Here is a 13,914-nt window from a genome sequence, read left to right on the forward strand (position 1 = left end):
GCGGCAGGGACCGCGCCCGGTTCTTGCGAGAACCCGGCAGGAAGTCAGGAAATAACCGCATATTCTACCATCCGGATGCGTTCCTTGCATCCGTAGGCGGGACGATGAACGCCTGGCGGCCTGCATGTGGCGGCCGCGCTTCGCGTGCAGCGCTCAGGCCACCGGCGGCAGCACCGGATAGCCGGAAAACGCCATCGAAAACCCGTCGGCACGTGCGGCCAGCCGCACCTGCGCGCCCACCGGCAGCGTCAGCTTGCGCGCGCAATGGCCGAACGGCAGGCCGGTCAGCACCGGCATCGGCAGCTGGTCGCGCAGGTAGGCCACCACGGCGTCCATGTCGTAGCCGTTGTCGTAGTCGGTGACGCGATAGTTGGAGAAGTCGCCCAGCACGATGGCGCGCTGGGTGTCGAGCACGCCGGCCTGCTGCAACTGGAGCAGCATGCGTTCGACCCGGTACGGCGGCTCGTTGATGTCTTCCAGGAACAGCACCCCGCCCTCGACCCGCGGCATGAAGGGCGTGCCGAGCAGGCTGCACAGCATGGCCAGGTTGCCGCCCCACAGCGTGCCGGACACTTCGCCGCTGAACGGCTGCCCGCCGGCCTGCGGCGCCGCCACGTCGACCCGGTAGGCCGGATCGCGCAGGATGCCTTCGAAGTGCTCCCACATGTACGGATCGACGCTGTCCGCGCCAAAGTCCGCCAGCAGCATCGGTCCGGAAAAGCTGATGCCGCCGGCCGCGGCCAGGTAAGCGAGCTGGAACGCCGTGAAGTCGCTGTGCCCGACGATGGGCGTGGCGCTGGCGCGCGCCTGTTCGGCGATGCGCGCGAAGTCCACCTGCGCCAGCAGCCGGGCGATGCCGTAGCCGCCGCGCACCGCCAGCGTCAGCTCATGCGGCGCGCCGGTGCCGATGGCATGCAGGTCGGCCAGCCGCTCCGCGTCGGTGCCGCCGAAGCGCAGGTAGCGCCGGGCCAGCACGTCGGGGTTGGTGGTGTGGTAGCCGTGCTGCTTGAGCCAGGCAACGCCGCGCGCGGCAACGGCGACGTCGTGCGGATAGCCGGACGAGGCAATCAGTCGGACTTCGGTATGCGGCGGCCTGCTGTTCGGCGTGCTCATGCGTCGTTGGCTTTGTTCTGTGTATTCGGTTCGGGACGGGTCGGACAGGCGCAGGCTGCGTCGGTTCCGGCCTCGCTGCCTGCCTCGACATCGGCGCCGACACCGCCGGCAACACCGCGGGCAGCCCTCTGTGCGCGGCGCCTGGCCCCGAAGAAATCCTTCAGCATCTGCCCGCAGGTGTCGGCCAGCACGCCGCCCGTGATGGTGGTCTGGTGGTTGAGCTGCGCGTGCTCGAACAGGTTGAGCACGCTGCCGGCGGCACCGGTCTTCGGATCCGTGGCGCCGAATACCACGTGGCGCAGCCGCGCATGCAGGATCGCGCCGCTGCACATCGCGCACGGTTCCAGCGTCACGTATAGCTCGCACTCGGGCATGCGGTAGTTGCCGATCACCTGCGCGGCGGCGCGCAGCGCCTGCATTTCGGCATGCGCGGAAGGATCGACCGAGCGGATCGGCAGGTTGTGGCCGCGCGCGATGATGGTGTCGTTCCAGACCACCACCGCGCCGACCGGCACTTCGCCGGCGGCCTCGGCCAGGCGCGCCTCCTCCAGCGCGGCGCGCATGTAGCGGGCATCGCGCGCGGCAGCCTCGGCCGGATCGTCCGGCAGCGCGCGCGGGGCCCTCAGTGGCATCGGCGGCAGCGGCGGCGTCTCTGGCATCGGCTGGCTCAGTCTTGCGCCGGCAGCACTGCCGGGGCGCTGACTTCGGCCCAGCAATTGGGGGTTTCGAACAGCACCAGCCTGGTCAACTGCAGGTGGTGGCCGAAGCAATCCTTGAACACCGGCGCCAGGATATCGAAGGCGACCTGGGCCAGGTTCTCGACGGTGGGGATGGCATCCAGCACCACTGTCTTGTGCCCTTCCATCGATTGCAGGAAGTTCAGCAGCGCGGTGTCGCCGCGGTAGATCAGGAAGGCGTGGTCCCACTTGTTGACCAGGTGCTCGTTGGCGAGCGCCTTGATATCGCCGAAGTCCAGGATCATGCCGTCATCCGAGGCACCTTCGCGATGCAGCACCTCGCCCGACAGCGTCAGGTCCAGCCGGTAGCGGTGGCCGTGGATATTGCGGCACTGGCCGCCGTGGTTCGGGATGCGGTGGCCGGAGTCGAACTCCAGCCGGCGGGTAATGGAAACTTGTTTGCTCATGTGTAGCGGCGCCCTTTCCGTGGTCCAGGCCGCCTGCGTTGGACGGGCGCCGCGCGTGCGCCCGAAGCCTCTATTGTGTACGTTTGCCCAGCGTTGAGCAAAACCCGGGGCAAAACCCCGGAGCCGCGCTCAACGAATGCCCAGCAGCTTGTGGGTCTGCAACGACAGCCGCCAGCGCGGATGGCGCTGGCAGAAGTCCACCGCGGCGGCCGTATTTTCGCGCTGCAGCGGGCCGTCCATGGGCTGCACCAGGAAATGCTCGAAATCAAGCTGCTCGTATGCGGCAAAGTCCTGGCCCGCCTGCGGGATCACGACCTTGAGCTCGTCACCGCCCCTGACCACCAGCTCGGAACCCATCTTGGGACTCACGCAAACCCAGTCGATGCCGGGCGGCACGGCGATGGTGCCGTTGGTCTCGATCGCGATCTCGAAGCCCTGCTCATGCAGCGCATCGATCAGCGGCGCGTCGAGCTGCAGCAGCGGCTCGCCCCCGGTGCACACCACCAGCGGCTTGCCCAGCGGCTTGCCACCAGCGCCCTGCGGCCATTCCGAGGCGACCACCGCGGCCAGTTCCCCGGCGGTGCGGTACTTGCCGCCGCGGGTGCCATCGGTGCCGACGAAATCGGTGTCGCAGAACTGGCATACCGCGCTGGCGCGATCCTCTTCGCGGCCGCTCCACAGGTTGCAGCCGGCAAAGCGGCAGAACACCGCGGCGCGGCCGGCGTTGGCGCCCTCGCCCTGCAGCGTATAGAAGATTTCCTTGACGGCGTAAGTCATGCGTGAGGTCTCTCTGGGACCGTAAACGGATTATGGCAGCGGAATATCGGCAGCCTTCGGGCTGGCCGGGTGTATTGGTATGGTTGGGCTCGGCCAGGGGCCAGTCTTGGCGGATCGATCGGCGGGACCGATGCCGTCCAGGGCGGGCGCACGATCGTGGCTATCGCTGGCAGCGCGGGCGGGAAGCACCGGGTTCCGGCGCAGGGGTCGAATCCGCCCCGTGGCCTGTCGCAGGCTGCGTCCGGCCGCTCCGGACACGGCTCGGACAACATCTAAGTATACCAGAGGGCTAAGGGTTTTTGCCTAGGGCCGGCGTGACGCGCGCGTCGCCCGCCGGCCGCACCTTACTTGAGCCCGAGGTAGTCGCGCTTGCCGATCTGCACGCCCTTGTGGCGCAGGATGTCGTAGCCCGTGGTCACGTGGAAATAGAAGTTGGGCAGCGCAAACCCCAGCAGGTACGACTTGCCGTCGAACGTCACCGGCCCCTGCCGCAATTTCAGTTCGATCACGCGCTGTTCGCTGCCCTCGAGCTGCGCCGGCGTGATCTGCTCCAGGAACACGATGGTGCGCGCGATGCGGTCCTGCAGCTCGGCGAACGAGGTTTCGGTGTCGGCGAACGATGGCACCTCGATCCCCGCCAGCCGCGCCGCGGCTCCCTTGGCGGCGTCGCTGGCGCGCTGGACCTGCGCCGACAGCGGATCCATGTCGGCGATCAGCCGGGTCTGGATCAAGTCGGCCGGATCCATGCCCTGCGCCTGCGCGTGCGCGGCGCCCTTGTCGAGGATCGCGGCAAGGTTGCCGAGGGCGCGGATAAACGGCGGGATCGATACGTCGTACATCGAAAGTGCCATGGGGTCTCCTGGTGTGGCGTGTGTGGTCGCGGTTGTAGTGATTGCCGGGGGTCGGCAGGCTGTCCTGGCAACCTGCCGCGAGCATAGAACGGATTGGCCTTTGCCGCAGAACCTGCCACCGATTCTTGCAGCAGTGCCGGCGTCTCTTGCCGCATCCGAGGGCAACGCAACGGTTCGAGCGCCGCAGGCGGGCAACCTGATTTAACATATCTGGCCATCGCCCCGGAATCCGGCGGAGCCACCGCCGCGCCCCCATGAACGCGTCGTTCCCCCTTCGCACGGAGTGCCCGCCGGGCGCCTGCATCTGCGGGCGCGAAGCGCTGTTGAGTGATCCCGGCGCCGACCTGCGCGTGCTGCGGCTCACCCGCGCCGAGGAAAAGCGCCTGGTCGAGCGGCTCGAGAACCTGACCAGCCTGGCCGAACTGCGCCGCATGGAGGGCCTGATGCAGGCCCAGCTGAATATCGTGCTGACGATCACGCCCAGCGCGCGCGGCGTAAAGACGGTGCGCGGCATCAATATCCAGGTGCAGGAACAGCCGGGCCTGTGCCGCAAGATCCGCCAGTCCATTCCCGCGGCCATCCGGCGCAGCATGGAGCAGCATCCGGAGATCGCCTATGCGATCGTCGATGCGCACGACCTGCTGGGTGGGGCCTGAAGCGCGCGGGACGCCCCATTTCACCCCGCCCTGTTCGTCGAACCGTCGAAGGGGCACTCAGGTCAGCGCCGACAGCAACATGTTCTGCGCTGCCTCGCCGTCCTGTGCAAGCTGACGTTCATAGGTCCCGCCAGGCGTCATCACCCACGTGTCGCGCCGGTCGGAAAGGTACGGCTTCAGCCCTTCGGCAATGACCCTCCCCTTCAGCCGGGGATCCAGGATGGGAAAACAGATCTCGATCCGCCGGGACAGGCTTCGTTCCATCCATTCGCCGCTGGACAGCATGACCTTCTCCGCCCCGCCGTCGTGAAAGTAGAAGATGCGCGAGTGCTCGAGAAACCGGCCCATGACCGATTTCACTGCGATGTGCTCCGACAGGCCGGCAACGCCCGGCCGCAGTGCGCAGGCGCCCCTGACGATCAGGTCGATACGCACGCCTTCACGCGAGGCATCGTATAGCGCCTGGATCAGTTCCGGCTCCAGCAGTGCATTCATCTTGGCGATAATCCTTCCCTTGCGCCCGGCCTTGGCGTGCTCGGCTTCGCATCGGATCGCCGCCAGCAACTGCTTCTTCATGGTAAACGGCGATTGCCAGATATGGGTCATGCTGTGCGTCTGCCCGCGCCCGGTCAGCTGGCTGAAGACTTGTGCCACGTCCTGCGTCAGCGCTTCGTTGCAGGTCAGCAATCCAAAATCCGTATAAGCGCGCGAGGTCTCGAGGTGATAGTTTCCCGTGCCGAGATGGACATAGCGCCTGAGCTTCCCCCCCTCCCGGCGCAACACCATGACCATCTTGGCGTGTGCCTTGAAACCGACGACGCCATAGACGACATGCGCGCCGACTGCCTCCAGTTGAGCCGCCCAGCCGATATTCGCCTCCTCGTCGAAGCGGGCCAGCAATTCCACCACGGCGGTGACTTCCTTGCCGTTGCGCGCAGCCTCGATGAGTGCCGACAACAGGACCGAGTCGTGCCCGGCGCGATACACGGTGTGGCTGATCGCCACGACATCGGGATCCTGTGCCGCCTGCCTGACGAAATCGACAACCGGTGCAAATGACTGGAACGGATGGTGCAGCAGGATGTCGCCGTCGCGCATGGCGCGGAAGACGTCGGCATGCTCCCTCAATATCTTCGGCACGCCGGGCCGGAAAGGCGTGTATTTCAGCTCCGGCCTGTCGACCTGGTCCGGCACCTGCATCAGGCGAACCAGGTTGACCGGCCCGTTGACCGAAAATACTTCGCCCGGCGCCAGCCCGAACTGTTCCTGCAGGAATGTCGTCATTGCCGGGGTGCAGTTGTCCGCGACTTCCAGCCGGACCGCGTCGCCAAGATGGCGGTGCGGCAGTTCGCCTTGCAGCGCCTCGCGCAGGTTCTTGACTTCTTCCTCGTCCACGAACAATTCGCTGTTCCGGGTCACACGGAACTGATAGCAGCCCCGTATCGACATACCGCTGAAAAGCTCGCCGACATGGGCGTGAAGGATGGACGAGAGAAAGACGAAGCCATGCTCGCACCCCGAAACGTCAGCGGGCAGTGCGATGACACGTGGCAGCGCCCGTGGCGCCTGCACGATCGCATTGCCGGAGTTGCGGCCGAACGCATCCTTGCCCTCCAGCTCAACCGCGAAGTTCAGGCTCTTGTTGAGAATGCGCGGGAACGGATGCGCGGGATCCAGCCCGATGGGTGTCAGGACCGGCATCAGCTCGGCGAAGAAGAAATCGCGAATCCAGGCCTGCTGCACGGCGTTCCACGATGGCCGTCGCAAAAAGCAGATCTGCTGCTCTGCCATGGCTGGGATCAACACGTCATTGAATAGGCGATACTGCTGATCGACCAATTCACGCACCCGCTGGTTGACCGCGGCATAGACGACCTGCGGCGTAAGCCCGTCGGGGCCGACTACCGGCGACTGAAGCGCGCACTGTTCCTTCAGGCCCGCCACGCGGATTTCGTAGAACTCATCCAGGTTGCTGCTGAAGGTGCACAGCGCACGCAGGCGCTCGAGCAGCGGAATGGCGGGATCAGCCGCCTGTTGCAGGACGCGGCTGAAAAATTCCAGCTGGCTGAGTTCGCGGTTGATATAGAACTCATTGCCATTGGGCAAGCTCTCCTCATCCACCAGAGGGCCCGGGCGCCCCGCGCCCCGAGCACCCGGCGATCCGTGCTGCATGAAGCTGGATTCGCGTTTCATGATTCCGTGCCGAAGAGAGTTCTTTCCAGATTCTAGCTGGCGTATCGCGCATATCGGCGCGATTCTGATTCTGGCGTTCGCGAAAAATGCAATCCCTGCGCAGCAGCCTCGTCCTAGAATAATCCGACCTGCCCAATGGAGTTGCCAATGACACAGGAAATATCATATGCGAGCGAGACCACGCCAGAAGGCCTGGCGAGATTAATCGAGCACATCAGGCATGCCGTGGGGCAAGGTGATCTTGACCCCGAGTTTGTCCACAAACTGGCCAAGCGGATCTGCAAGGAGTTTCAGGAGATGAAGGCCGCCAGGCCGGGAGCTACTGAACTGGCAGACCTCGAGTCGAGCATCGAAACGCTGCTGCTGGCCGCGGACAGCGGGCATGGCGCCAGGCTGACCAGGTCCTTGCAAAAGTTGCGTGAAACTGAGGGCGCGAGTCCGGCTTCTCACTAGCGGCCGTATTAATGATTTCGCCGGGGCTTTTTATTATGTTGTTAATTCAGGAATCCCAGGCGTTGCCTGCTTGCCGGAATCCGTGCTGCAGTTATGCCTTACAAGGCGGTTGCCGGCTCCCAACCGCCGCCCAGCGCCTTGAATGCCGCCACGGCGGCGCGGGCGGATTCGGTCTGCGCCTGCGCCCTGGCATCGGACGTCCGCAGCAGGCTCTCGTCGGCTAGCAGCACCTCGATCAGGCGTACGACACCCTTCTGGTAGGCGGCAAGCGAGGCGTTTCGCGCCTGCGTCAGCGAGGCTTCGCCCTGCGCCAGCGTGCCGGCCTGGTCTTCACGCCTGACCAGGGCGGAGAAGGCATTTTCGACATCTTCGGTCGCACGCAGCACGGCCTGCCGGTATGCCGCCAGCGCTTCCGCCTCCTGGCCGCGGGCCAGGTCGATCTGGGCGTTGATGCGGCCGAAATCGAACAGGCGCCAGCGCAAGCCCAGCACGCCCGCCGCCTGGCTGGCGCCCGCGGAAAACAGGTTGCCGCCGGCCACGGTCGTGGCGCTGCCCAACAGGGCGCTGAGCGAGAACTTGGGGTAGTACTCGGCAATGGCGACACCGATGCGAGCGTTGGCCGCCGCCAGCCGGCGCTCCGCGACAATGAGATCCGGCCTGCGTCGCAGCAGGTCCGCCGGCGAACCCGTACCGGCGAGCTGCGGCGCTGCGGGAATCGTTCCGGCACCGCCGAGTTCGGCGCGGTACGTGCCCGGCGGAACACCCAGCATCACGTCGAGCGCGTTCAACGCCGCATCGAGCCCTGTTTCCAGCACCGGCACGGTGGCGCTGACCTGGGCCAGCGCGCCTTCGGCCTGCCGGACTTCCAGCTCGGCGGCAAGGCCCTTGCCGAACAGCAGCCCAACCGTGGAGAGCAATTTCTGCTGGGTCTCCATTTGCCGCCTGGCGATGCCGAGACGGGTCTGCAATCCACGCACAGTGATGTAGAGATCCGCCGTCTGCGCGGCTACCGCGAGGCGCGTCGCGGCCGCGCCCGCGGTCGAGGCCTGGTACTCCGCCAGCGCGGCTTCGCGCCCGCGGCGCAGTCCGCCGAAGACGTCCAGTTCCCAGCCGGCGCCGAGGTTTGCCTCGTAGAGGTTGCCATACCTGTCAAAGCCCGGCGTGGCATTCAGCAGCTTGCCAAGCGGCGTCTCGACCGACTGGTAGCTCCGCCCCGCCTGCGCGCTGACGCTGCCGGACGGCAGCAAGGCCGCAGTGGCCGTGCCGAGTCCCGCGCGTGCCTGGGCGACGCGCGCCGACGCCTGCGCCAGGTCCAGGTTCTGCGCTAACGCCAGCGACACCAGGCGGGTCAGCACGGGGTCGCCGAAACCTTCCCACCACGTCGTCAGCTCGGCCGGCGGCGAGGCCTGCCTCTGTTCGACGCCGGGCTTTCCCAGGTAGCGTTCCGAAACCGGCACGTCCGGCTTTCTATAGTCAGGGCCGACAGCGCAACCCGCCATGACGCCGGCACTCAGCAGCAGGGTTAGAGAGCGAGGAAAAAGCATGGAGGTTGAGTACTCGGAAACGATCGGATGTGTGACTATATTATAAAATGGTCACTAGTTGTCAATGATGATCTGCCACGGTAAGCTGACCGAATGACCGAAACCACACCCTCTGCCCTGCCTTCCCGCGGCCCCGCAGACCACAATGTCCGCTCCCAGATCCTTGAGGCGGCTACCGAGCACTTCAGCCTCTATGGCTACGAGAAGACGACGGTTTCCGACCTCGCCAAGGCGATCGGGTTCTCCAAGGCATACATCTACAAGTTCTTCGGTTCCAAGCAGGCGATCGGTGAAGTGATCTGCGCCAACTGCCTGGGCGCGATCACCACCGAGGTCGACGAGACCCTTGCTGCCGTGCCGACAGCGTCGGAATGCTTGCGGCGGCTGTTCAAGACGCTGGTCGATGCCGGCGTGCGCCTGTTCTTCCAGGACCGCAAGCTCTACGCGATTGCCGCGGCGGCCGCGCAGGAGCGGTGGCAGCCGGTTCTCGCCTATGAGGACCACATCCGGGCTCTCGTGATGCGGATCATCCTGGAGGGGCGGAAATCCGGGGAGTTCGAGCGCAAGACACCGCTGGACGAGACCGTCAACGGCATCTACCTCGTCATGCGTCCCTACATCGATCCGCTGCTGCTGCAGCACAACCTCGACGTTGCCGCAGAGGCTCACGCGCAGCTTTCCAGCCTGATACTGCGCAGCCTGGCTCCGTAAGTGGCGTAAAAAAAACTCCCCAAGCGGCGTCGTCGCCGCTCCATCATTGCGACCGCTTTGTGACCATTGACTAAAATGGTCACACGACCAATAATTCAGGTCCAGTCTCGCGTAGAGAGGACCTTATGCTTCAGCGCCGAATCGCTTCATCCGCCGCCGCGTGCGTGTTGCCACTTGTTCTAGCTGCTTGCGGCGGGCCGCCGGCGCCCGATCCCCGCGTCCAGCCCCCGCTGGTCCGGGTCGGAGTCGTCCAGGACCCGGCCGCCGCGACGCGTTCTTTCACCGGGACCGTTGCCGCGCGGGTCCAGGGCGACCTGGGCTTTCGAGTCTCCGGCAAAGTCCTGGAGCGGCTTGTCGATACGGGTCAGGCCGTCAAGCGCGGCCAGCCGCTGATGCGCATCGACCCGAACGACCTGAAGCTGGCAGCACACGCGCAGCAGGAGACGGTAGTTGCCGCGCGCGCACGGGCCAGGCAAACGGCGGAGGACGAAGCCCGCTATCGCGACCTGGTCGGGACCGGCGCGGTATCGGCCTCGGCCTACGACCAGATCAGGGCCGCGGCGGAATCGGCCAAGGCCCAGCTCAAGGCAGCGGAAGCCCAGGCCGACGTGGCAAGGAATGCCACCGGCTACGCGGTCCTGGCCGCTGACGCCGACGGCGTTGTCGTGGAAACGCTGGCCGATGCCGGGCAGGTCGTCAATGCCGGCCAGGTGGTGGTGCGCGTGGCGCATGCGGGGCGGCGCGAGGCCGTCGTCCACCTCCCGGAAACCCTGCTGCCGCCGGTGGGCTCGGTCGGCGAGGCGACCCTCTACGGCAATGACACGCTGACGGTGCCGGCAAGGCTGCGGCAGCTTTCCAGCGCGGCGGACCGGCAAACCCGCACCTACGAAGCGAGGTACGTGCTCGAAGGCGCGCTGGCCGAGGCCCCGCTCGGAGCGACCGTGATCCTCCGGATCCCGGAAGTCCGCCGCGCTGCGACGCAGGCCGACCTGCAGGTACCGATCGGCGCGATCTTCGATCCGGGCAAGGGCCCGGGCGTGTGGGTGCTGAACGGAAAGTCCAATCGCGTCAGCTGGCGCCCGGTCAAGGTACGCAGCCTGGACGACGATGCCGCGCGCGTGGCGGGCGACCTCCGGGCTGGCGACCGGATCATTGCGCTGGGTGCCCACCTGCTGCGCGAGGGCGAGCAGGTACGGATCGCGGCAATCGGGCCCCGCGCCACGCAGGCTTCGGGCGAGGGAGCGCAGCAATGAGTGGCTTCAACCTTTCTGCGCTCGCGGTGCGCGAGCGATCGGTCACGCTGTTCCTGATCATCCTTGTGTCGGTGGCAGGCGTCATCGCCTTTTTCCAGCTCGGCCGCGCGGAAGATCCCGCCTTCACGGTGAAGACCATGACCGTCATCACGGCGTGGCCGGGAGCGACGGCGCAGGAGATGCAGGACCAGGTGGCCGAACGGCTGGAAAAGCGCATGCAGGAATTGCGCTGGTACGACCGCACGGAGACCTACACGCGGCCCGGCCTGGCGTTCACCACCGTAACGCTGCTCGACAGCACCCCGCCAGCGGAGGTCCAGGAAGAGTTTTACCAGGCGCGCAAGAAAATCCGGGATGAGTCAGCCGCACTGCCTGCCGGCGTGATCGGCCCGCTCGTCAACGACGAATATTCGGACGTGACCTTCGCGCTGTTCGCATTGAAGGCGAAGGGCGAACCGCAGCGGGCCCTGGTGCGCGACGCCGAAGCCTTGCGCCAGCGCCTGCTGCATGTCGCGGGCGTGAAGAAGGTGAACATCATCGGCGAACAGTCCGAGCGCATCTTCGTCAGCTTTTCCCATGACCGCCTGGCCACGCTGGGCATCTCGCCGCAGGACATCTTCGCGGCGCTGAACAGCCAGAACGCGCTTACCCCCGCCGGGTCGATCGACACCGCGGGTCCGCAGGTCTTCATCCGCCTCGACGGCGCCTTCGACAAGCTGCAGAAGATCCGCGACACGCCGGTGGTGGCGCAGGGCCGCACCCTCAAGCTTTCGGATGTCGCCACGGTGGAACGCGGCTATGAGGACCCGGCGACCTTCCTCGTCCGCAACAACGGCGAACCCGCGCTGCTGCTGGGCGTCGTGATGCGCGACGGCTGGAACGGCCTGGACCTCGGCAAGGCGCTGGATGCGGAAGTGTCGGCGATCAATGAAGCCTTGCCGCTGGGCATGAGCCTGGCCAAGGTGACCGACCAGTCCGTCAACATCAGCGCATCGGTCGACGAGTTCATGGTCAAGTTCTTCGTCGCGCTGCTGGTGGTGCTGGTAGTGTGCTTCGCGAGCATGGGCTGGCGCGTCGGCATCGTCGTGGCGGCCGCCGTGCCGCTGACGCTGGCCGCGGTGTTCGTCGTCATGGCGGCCACGGGCAAGAACTTCGACCGCATTACCCTGGGCGCGCTGATCCTGGCGCTGGGCCTGCTGGTGGACGACGCCATCATCGCGATCGAGATGATGGTGGTCAAGATGGAGGAAGGCTACAGCCGCATTGCCGCCTCCGCCTATGCCTGGAGCCACACCGCCGCGCCGATGCTGTCCGGCACGCTGGTCACGGCGGTGGGCTTCATGCCCAACGGCTTTGCGCGCTCCACGGCCGGCGAATACACCAGCAACATGTTCTGGATCGTGGGCATTGCCCTGGTCGTGTCCTGGATCGTCGCCGTCGCCTTTACGCCCTACCTGGGCGTCAAGCTGCTGCCCGAGATCGGCAAGGCCGAAGGCGGCCACGATGCCATCTATGGCACGCCGAACTACAACCGTTTCCGGCGCCTGCTGGGGCGCGTCATCCGGCGCAAGTGGATCGTGGCCGCGGTGGTGGTGGGCGGCTTCGTAGTGTCGGTGCTGGGCATGGACATCGTGAAGAAACAGTTCTTCCCGACCTCCGACCGCCCCGAGGTGCTGGTCGAAGTACAGATGCCCTATGGCAGCGCGATTGCCCGGACCAGCGCGGCCACGGCCAAGGTGGAAGCCTGGCTCGCCCGCCAGCCGGAGGCGAAGATCGTGACGGCCTACGTGGGCCAGGGCGCGCCCCGCTTCTATCTCGCCATGTCGCCGGAACTGCCGGATCCCTCCTTTGCAAAGCTCGTGGTGCGGACCGACAGCCAGGCCGAACGCGAAGCGCTGAAGGCCCGCCTGCGCCAGGCCATTGCCGACGGGCTGGCCCCCGAGGCGCGCGTGCGCGTCAGCCAGTTGGTATTCGGCCCTTACTCGCCCTTCCCGGTGGCATTCCGCGTCGCAGGGCCGGATCCGGACAAGCTGCGTGCGATTGCGGCGGACGTGCGCCGCGTGATGGAGAACAGTCCGCAGATGAGAACCGTCAATACCGACTGGGGATCGCGTGCGCCGGCCTTGCACTTCACGCTGCAGCAGGATCGCTTGCAGGCCGTAGGCCTGACTTCCAGCGGCGTCGCGCAGCAATTGCAGCTTCTCCTCAACGGCTTGCCGGTCACTGAAGTGCGCGAGGACATCCGCTCGGTGCAGGTGCTGGCGCGCGCCGCGGGAGACATACGCCTGGATCCGGCGAAGATCTCCGGCTTCACGCTGACCGGCGCGGCAGGACAGCGCATTCCGCTGTCCCAGGTTGGCACCGTCGACGTGCGCATGGAAGATCCGATCCTGCGCCGCCGCGACCGTACGCCGACGATCACGGTACGCGGCGATATCGCCGAGGGATTGCAGCCGCCCGATGTGTCCGCGTCGATCCGGCAGCAACTGGAGCCGATCCTCGCAAAGCTGCCGGCAGGCTACCGGATCGAGCAGGCAGGCGCCATCGAGGAATCCGACAAGGCCACCAAGGCGTTGCTGCCGCTGTTCCCCATCATGCTGGCCCTGACCTTGCTGATCATCATCCTGCAGGTGCGTTCGATCTCCGCCATGGTCATGGTGCTTGCCACCAGCCCGCTCGGACTGATCGGCGTCGTGCCGACCTTGCTGCTGTTCCGGCAGCCGTTCGGGATCAACGCCCTGGTGGGGCTGATCGCGCTGTCCGGCATCCTGATGCGCAACACGCTGATCCTGATCGGACAGATCCACCAGAACAAGCAGGCGGGCATGGCGCCGTTCGACGCGGTCGTCGAAGCGACGGTGCAGCGTACCCGTCCGGTGCTTTTGACCGCGCTGGCCGCAATCCTGGCCTTCATTCCGCTGACCCAGTCGGTGTTCTGGGGAACGCTGGCCTACACGCTGATCGGCGGCACCTTTGCCGGCACGGCGCTGACGCTGGTGTTCCTGCCGGCGATGTATGCCATCTGGTACCGGATCAGGGTGCCTGCCGATGCCAGCGAGAGGGATCCCGGCAAGCCTGCGATCGCGCTGCATCGCGCGGATACTGACGACGGTGGCGCGGGCACTCCCGCGAGCACCGCATGACCCGGGCGGCCGCGACCGTCATGGCGCGGCCGCAGGGCCGGGAGCCCGCGCCCGCCGCCCCCGGGCAAGCGGGGCA

Annotated in this window: 12 protein-coding genes; 5 read left to right on the forward strand and 7 right to left on the reverse strand. The window is 66.3% G+C overall.

What is annotated here, in order from left to right:
- Positions 1 to 153 precede the first annotated feature (153 nt).
- From ldcA to E0W60_RS19390, 5 genes are all read right to left on the reverse strand, one after another.
- Entirely contained in the window at positions 154 to 1,113 is a 960-nt protein-coding gene (gene ldcA, locus E0W60_RS19370) for a muramoyltetrapeptide carboxypeptidase (protein WP_135705301.1), read from the reverse strand.
- The gene (tadA, locus tag E0W60_RS19375; protein WP_195427664.1) at positions 1,110 to 1,772 is read right to left on the reverse strand and encodes a tRNA adenosine(34) deaminase TadA; all 663 of its coding nucleotides are present in this window, start codon (positions 1,770 to 1,772) and stop codon (positions 1,110 to 1,112) included. The genes ldcA and tadA overlap by 4 nt, the downstream gene beginning before the upstream one ends.
- 8 nt (positions 1,773 to 1,780) lie before the next feature.
- Positions 1,781 to 2,257: a 6-carboxytetrahydropterin synthase QueD gene (gene queD, locus E0W60_RS19380; protein ID WP_135705302.1), complete on the reverse strand. Its 477-nt coding sequence runs from the start codon at positions 2,255 to 2,257 to the stop codon at positions 1,781 to 1,783.
- 129 nt (positions 2,258 to 2,386) lie between these two features.
- Entirely contained in the window at positions 2,387 to 3,034 is a 648-nt protein-coding gene (queE, locus tag E0W60_RS19385) for a 7-carboxy-7-deazaguanine synthase (RefSeq protein ID WP_135705303.1), read from the reverse strand.
- A gap of 344 nt (positions 3,035 to 3,378) precedes the next feature.
- The gene (locus E0W60_RS19390; RefSeq protein WP_133096210.1) at positions 3,379 to 3,885 is read right to left on the reverse strand and encodes a DUF1993 domain-containing protein; all 507 of its coding nucleotides are present in this window, start codon (positions 3,883 to 3,885) and stop codon (positions 3,379 to 3,381) included.
- A gap of 254 nt (positions 3,886 to 4,139) precedes the next feature.
- Between E0W60_RS19390 and E0W60_RS19395 the strand changes: the two genes are divergently transcribed.
- Entirely contained in the window at positions 4,140 to 4,541 is a 402-nt protein-coding gene (locus E0W60_RS19395) for a hypothetical protein (protein ID WP_135705304.1), read from the forward strand.
- A 57-nt stretch (positions 4,542 to 4,598) separates the two neighbouring features.
- On the opposite strand, the gene ppk1 is transcribed toward E0W60_RS19395, so the two are convergent.
- Positions 4,599 to 6,734, reverse strand: a complete 2,136-nt coding sequence (ppk1, locus tag E0W60_RS19400) for a polyphosphate kinase 1 (protein WP_133096212.1) — start codon at positions 6,732 to 6,734, stop codon at positions 4,599 to 4,601.
- Positions 6,735 to 6,881: 147 nt separating this feature from the next.
- Here ppk1 and E0W60_RS19405 point away from each other — a divergent pair, with 147 nt between their 5' ends.
- Entirely contained in the window at positions 6,882 to 7,187 is a 306-nt protein-coding gene (locus E0W60_RS19405; protein WP_135705305.1) for a hypothetical protein, read from the forward strand.
- Between the two features lie 98 nt (positions 7,188 to 7,285).
- Here the strand turns inward: E0W60_RS19405 and E0W60_RS19410 are convergent, their stop codons facing one another.
- Positions 7,286 to 8,731 carry an efflux transporter outer membrane subunit gene (locus E0W60_RS19410; RefSeq protein ID WP_133096214.1) on the reverse strand — a complete coding sequence of 482 codons (1,446 nt, stop codon included), beginning with the start codon at positions 8,729 to 8,731 and terminating at the stop codon, positions 7,286 to 7,288.
- Between the two features lie 93 nt (positions 8,732 to 8,824).
- On the opposite strand from E0W60_RS19410, the gene E0W60_RS19415 reads away from it, so the two are divergent.
- From E0W60_RS19415 to E0W60_RS19425, 3 genes are all read left to right on the forward strand, one after another.
- A complete protein-coding gene (locus E0W60_RS19415) occupies positions 8,825 to 9,442 on the forward strand; it encodes a TetR/AcrR family transcriptional regulator (protein WP_133096215.1) in 618 nt (205 codons plus the stop codon).
- Between the two features lie 125 nt (positions 9,443 to 9,567).
- On the forward strand, positions 9,568 to 10,695 hold the full coding sequence (locus E0W60_RS19420) for an efflux RND transporter periplasmic adaptor subunit (RefSeq protein WP_135705306.1): 1,128 nt from the start codon (positions 9,568 to 9,570) through the stop codon (positions 10,693 to 10,695).
- Positions 10,692 to 13,838 (forward strand): efflux RND transporter permease subunit, encoded by a 3,147-nt coding sequence (locus E0W60_RS19425; RefSeq protein WP_240745868.1) that lies wholly within the window; start codon positions 10,692 to 10,694, stop codon positions 13,836 to 13,838. Before E0W60_RS19420 ends, E0W60_RS19425 begins: the two co-directional genes overlap by 4 nt.
- Positions 13,839 to 13,914 lie beyond the last annotated feature (76 nt).

The sequence above is a fragment of the Cupriavidus oxalaticus genome, from assembly GCF_004768545.1.
Classification (GTDB): Bacteria; Pseudomonadota; Gammaproteobacteria; order Burkholderiales; family Burkholderiaceae; genus Cupriavidus; species Cupriavidus oxalaticus_A.

Bases quoted from the DNA above. Each gene is read 5' to 3' on its own strand.
- ldcA (WP_135705301.1), bottom strand. From the start codon at position 1,113: ATGAGCACGCCGAACAGCAGGCCGCCGCATACCGAAGTCCGACTGATT.
- tadA (WP_195427664.1), bottom strand. From the start codon at position 1,772: ATGCCAGAGACGCCGCCGCTGCCGCCGATGCCACTGAGGGCCCCGCGC.
- queD (WP_135705302.1), bottom strand. From the start codon at position 2,257: ATGAGCAAACAAGTTTCCATTACCCGCCGGCTGGAGTTCGACTCCGGC.
- queE (WP_135705303.1), bottom strand. From the start codon at position 3,034: ATGACTTACGCCGTCAAGGAAATCTTCTATACGCTGCAGGGCGAGGGC.
- E0W60_RS19390 (WP_133096210.1), bottom strand. From the start codon at position 3,885: ATGGCACTTTCGATGTACGACGTATCGATCCCGCCGTTTATCCGCGCC.
- E0W60_RS19395 (WP_135705304.1), top strand. From the start codon at position 4,140: ATGAACGCGTCGTTCCCCCTTCGCACGGAGTGCCCGCCGGGCGCCTGC.
- ppk1 (WP_133096212.1), bottom strand. From the start codon at position 6,734: ATGAAACGCGAATCCAGCTTCATGCAGCACGGATCGCCGGGTGCTCGG.
- E0W60_RS19405 (WP_135705305.1), top strand. From the start codon at position 6,882: ATGACACAGGAAATATCATATGCGAGCGAGACCACGCCAGAAGGCCTG.
- E0W60_RS19410 (WP_133096214.1), bottom strand. From the start codon at position 8,731: ATGCTTTTTCCTCGCTCTCTAACCCTGCTGCTGAGTGCCGGCGTCATG.
- E0W60_RS19415 (WP_133096215.1), top strand. From the start codon at position 8,825: ATGACCGAAACCACACCCTCTGCCCTGCCTTCCCGCGGCCCCGCAGAC.
- E0W60_RS19420 (WP_135705306.1), top strand. From the start codon at position 9,568: ATGCTTCAGCGCCGAATCGCTTCATCCGCCGCCGCGTGCGTGTTGCCA.
- E0W60_RS19425 (WP_240745868.1), top strand. From the start codon at position 10,692: ATGAGTGGCTTCAACCTTTCTGCGCTCGCGGTGCGCGAGCGATCGGTC.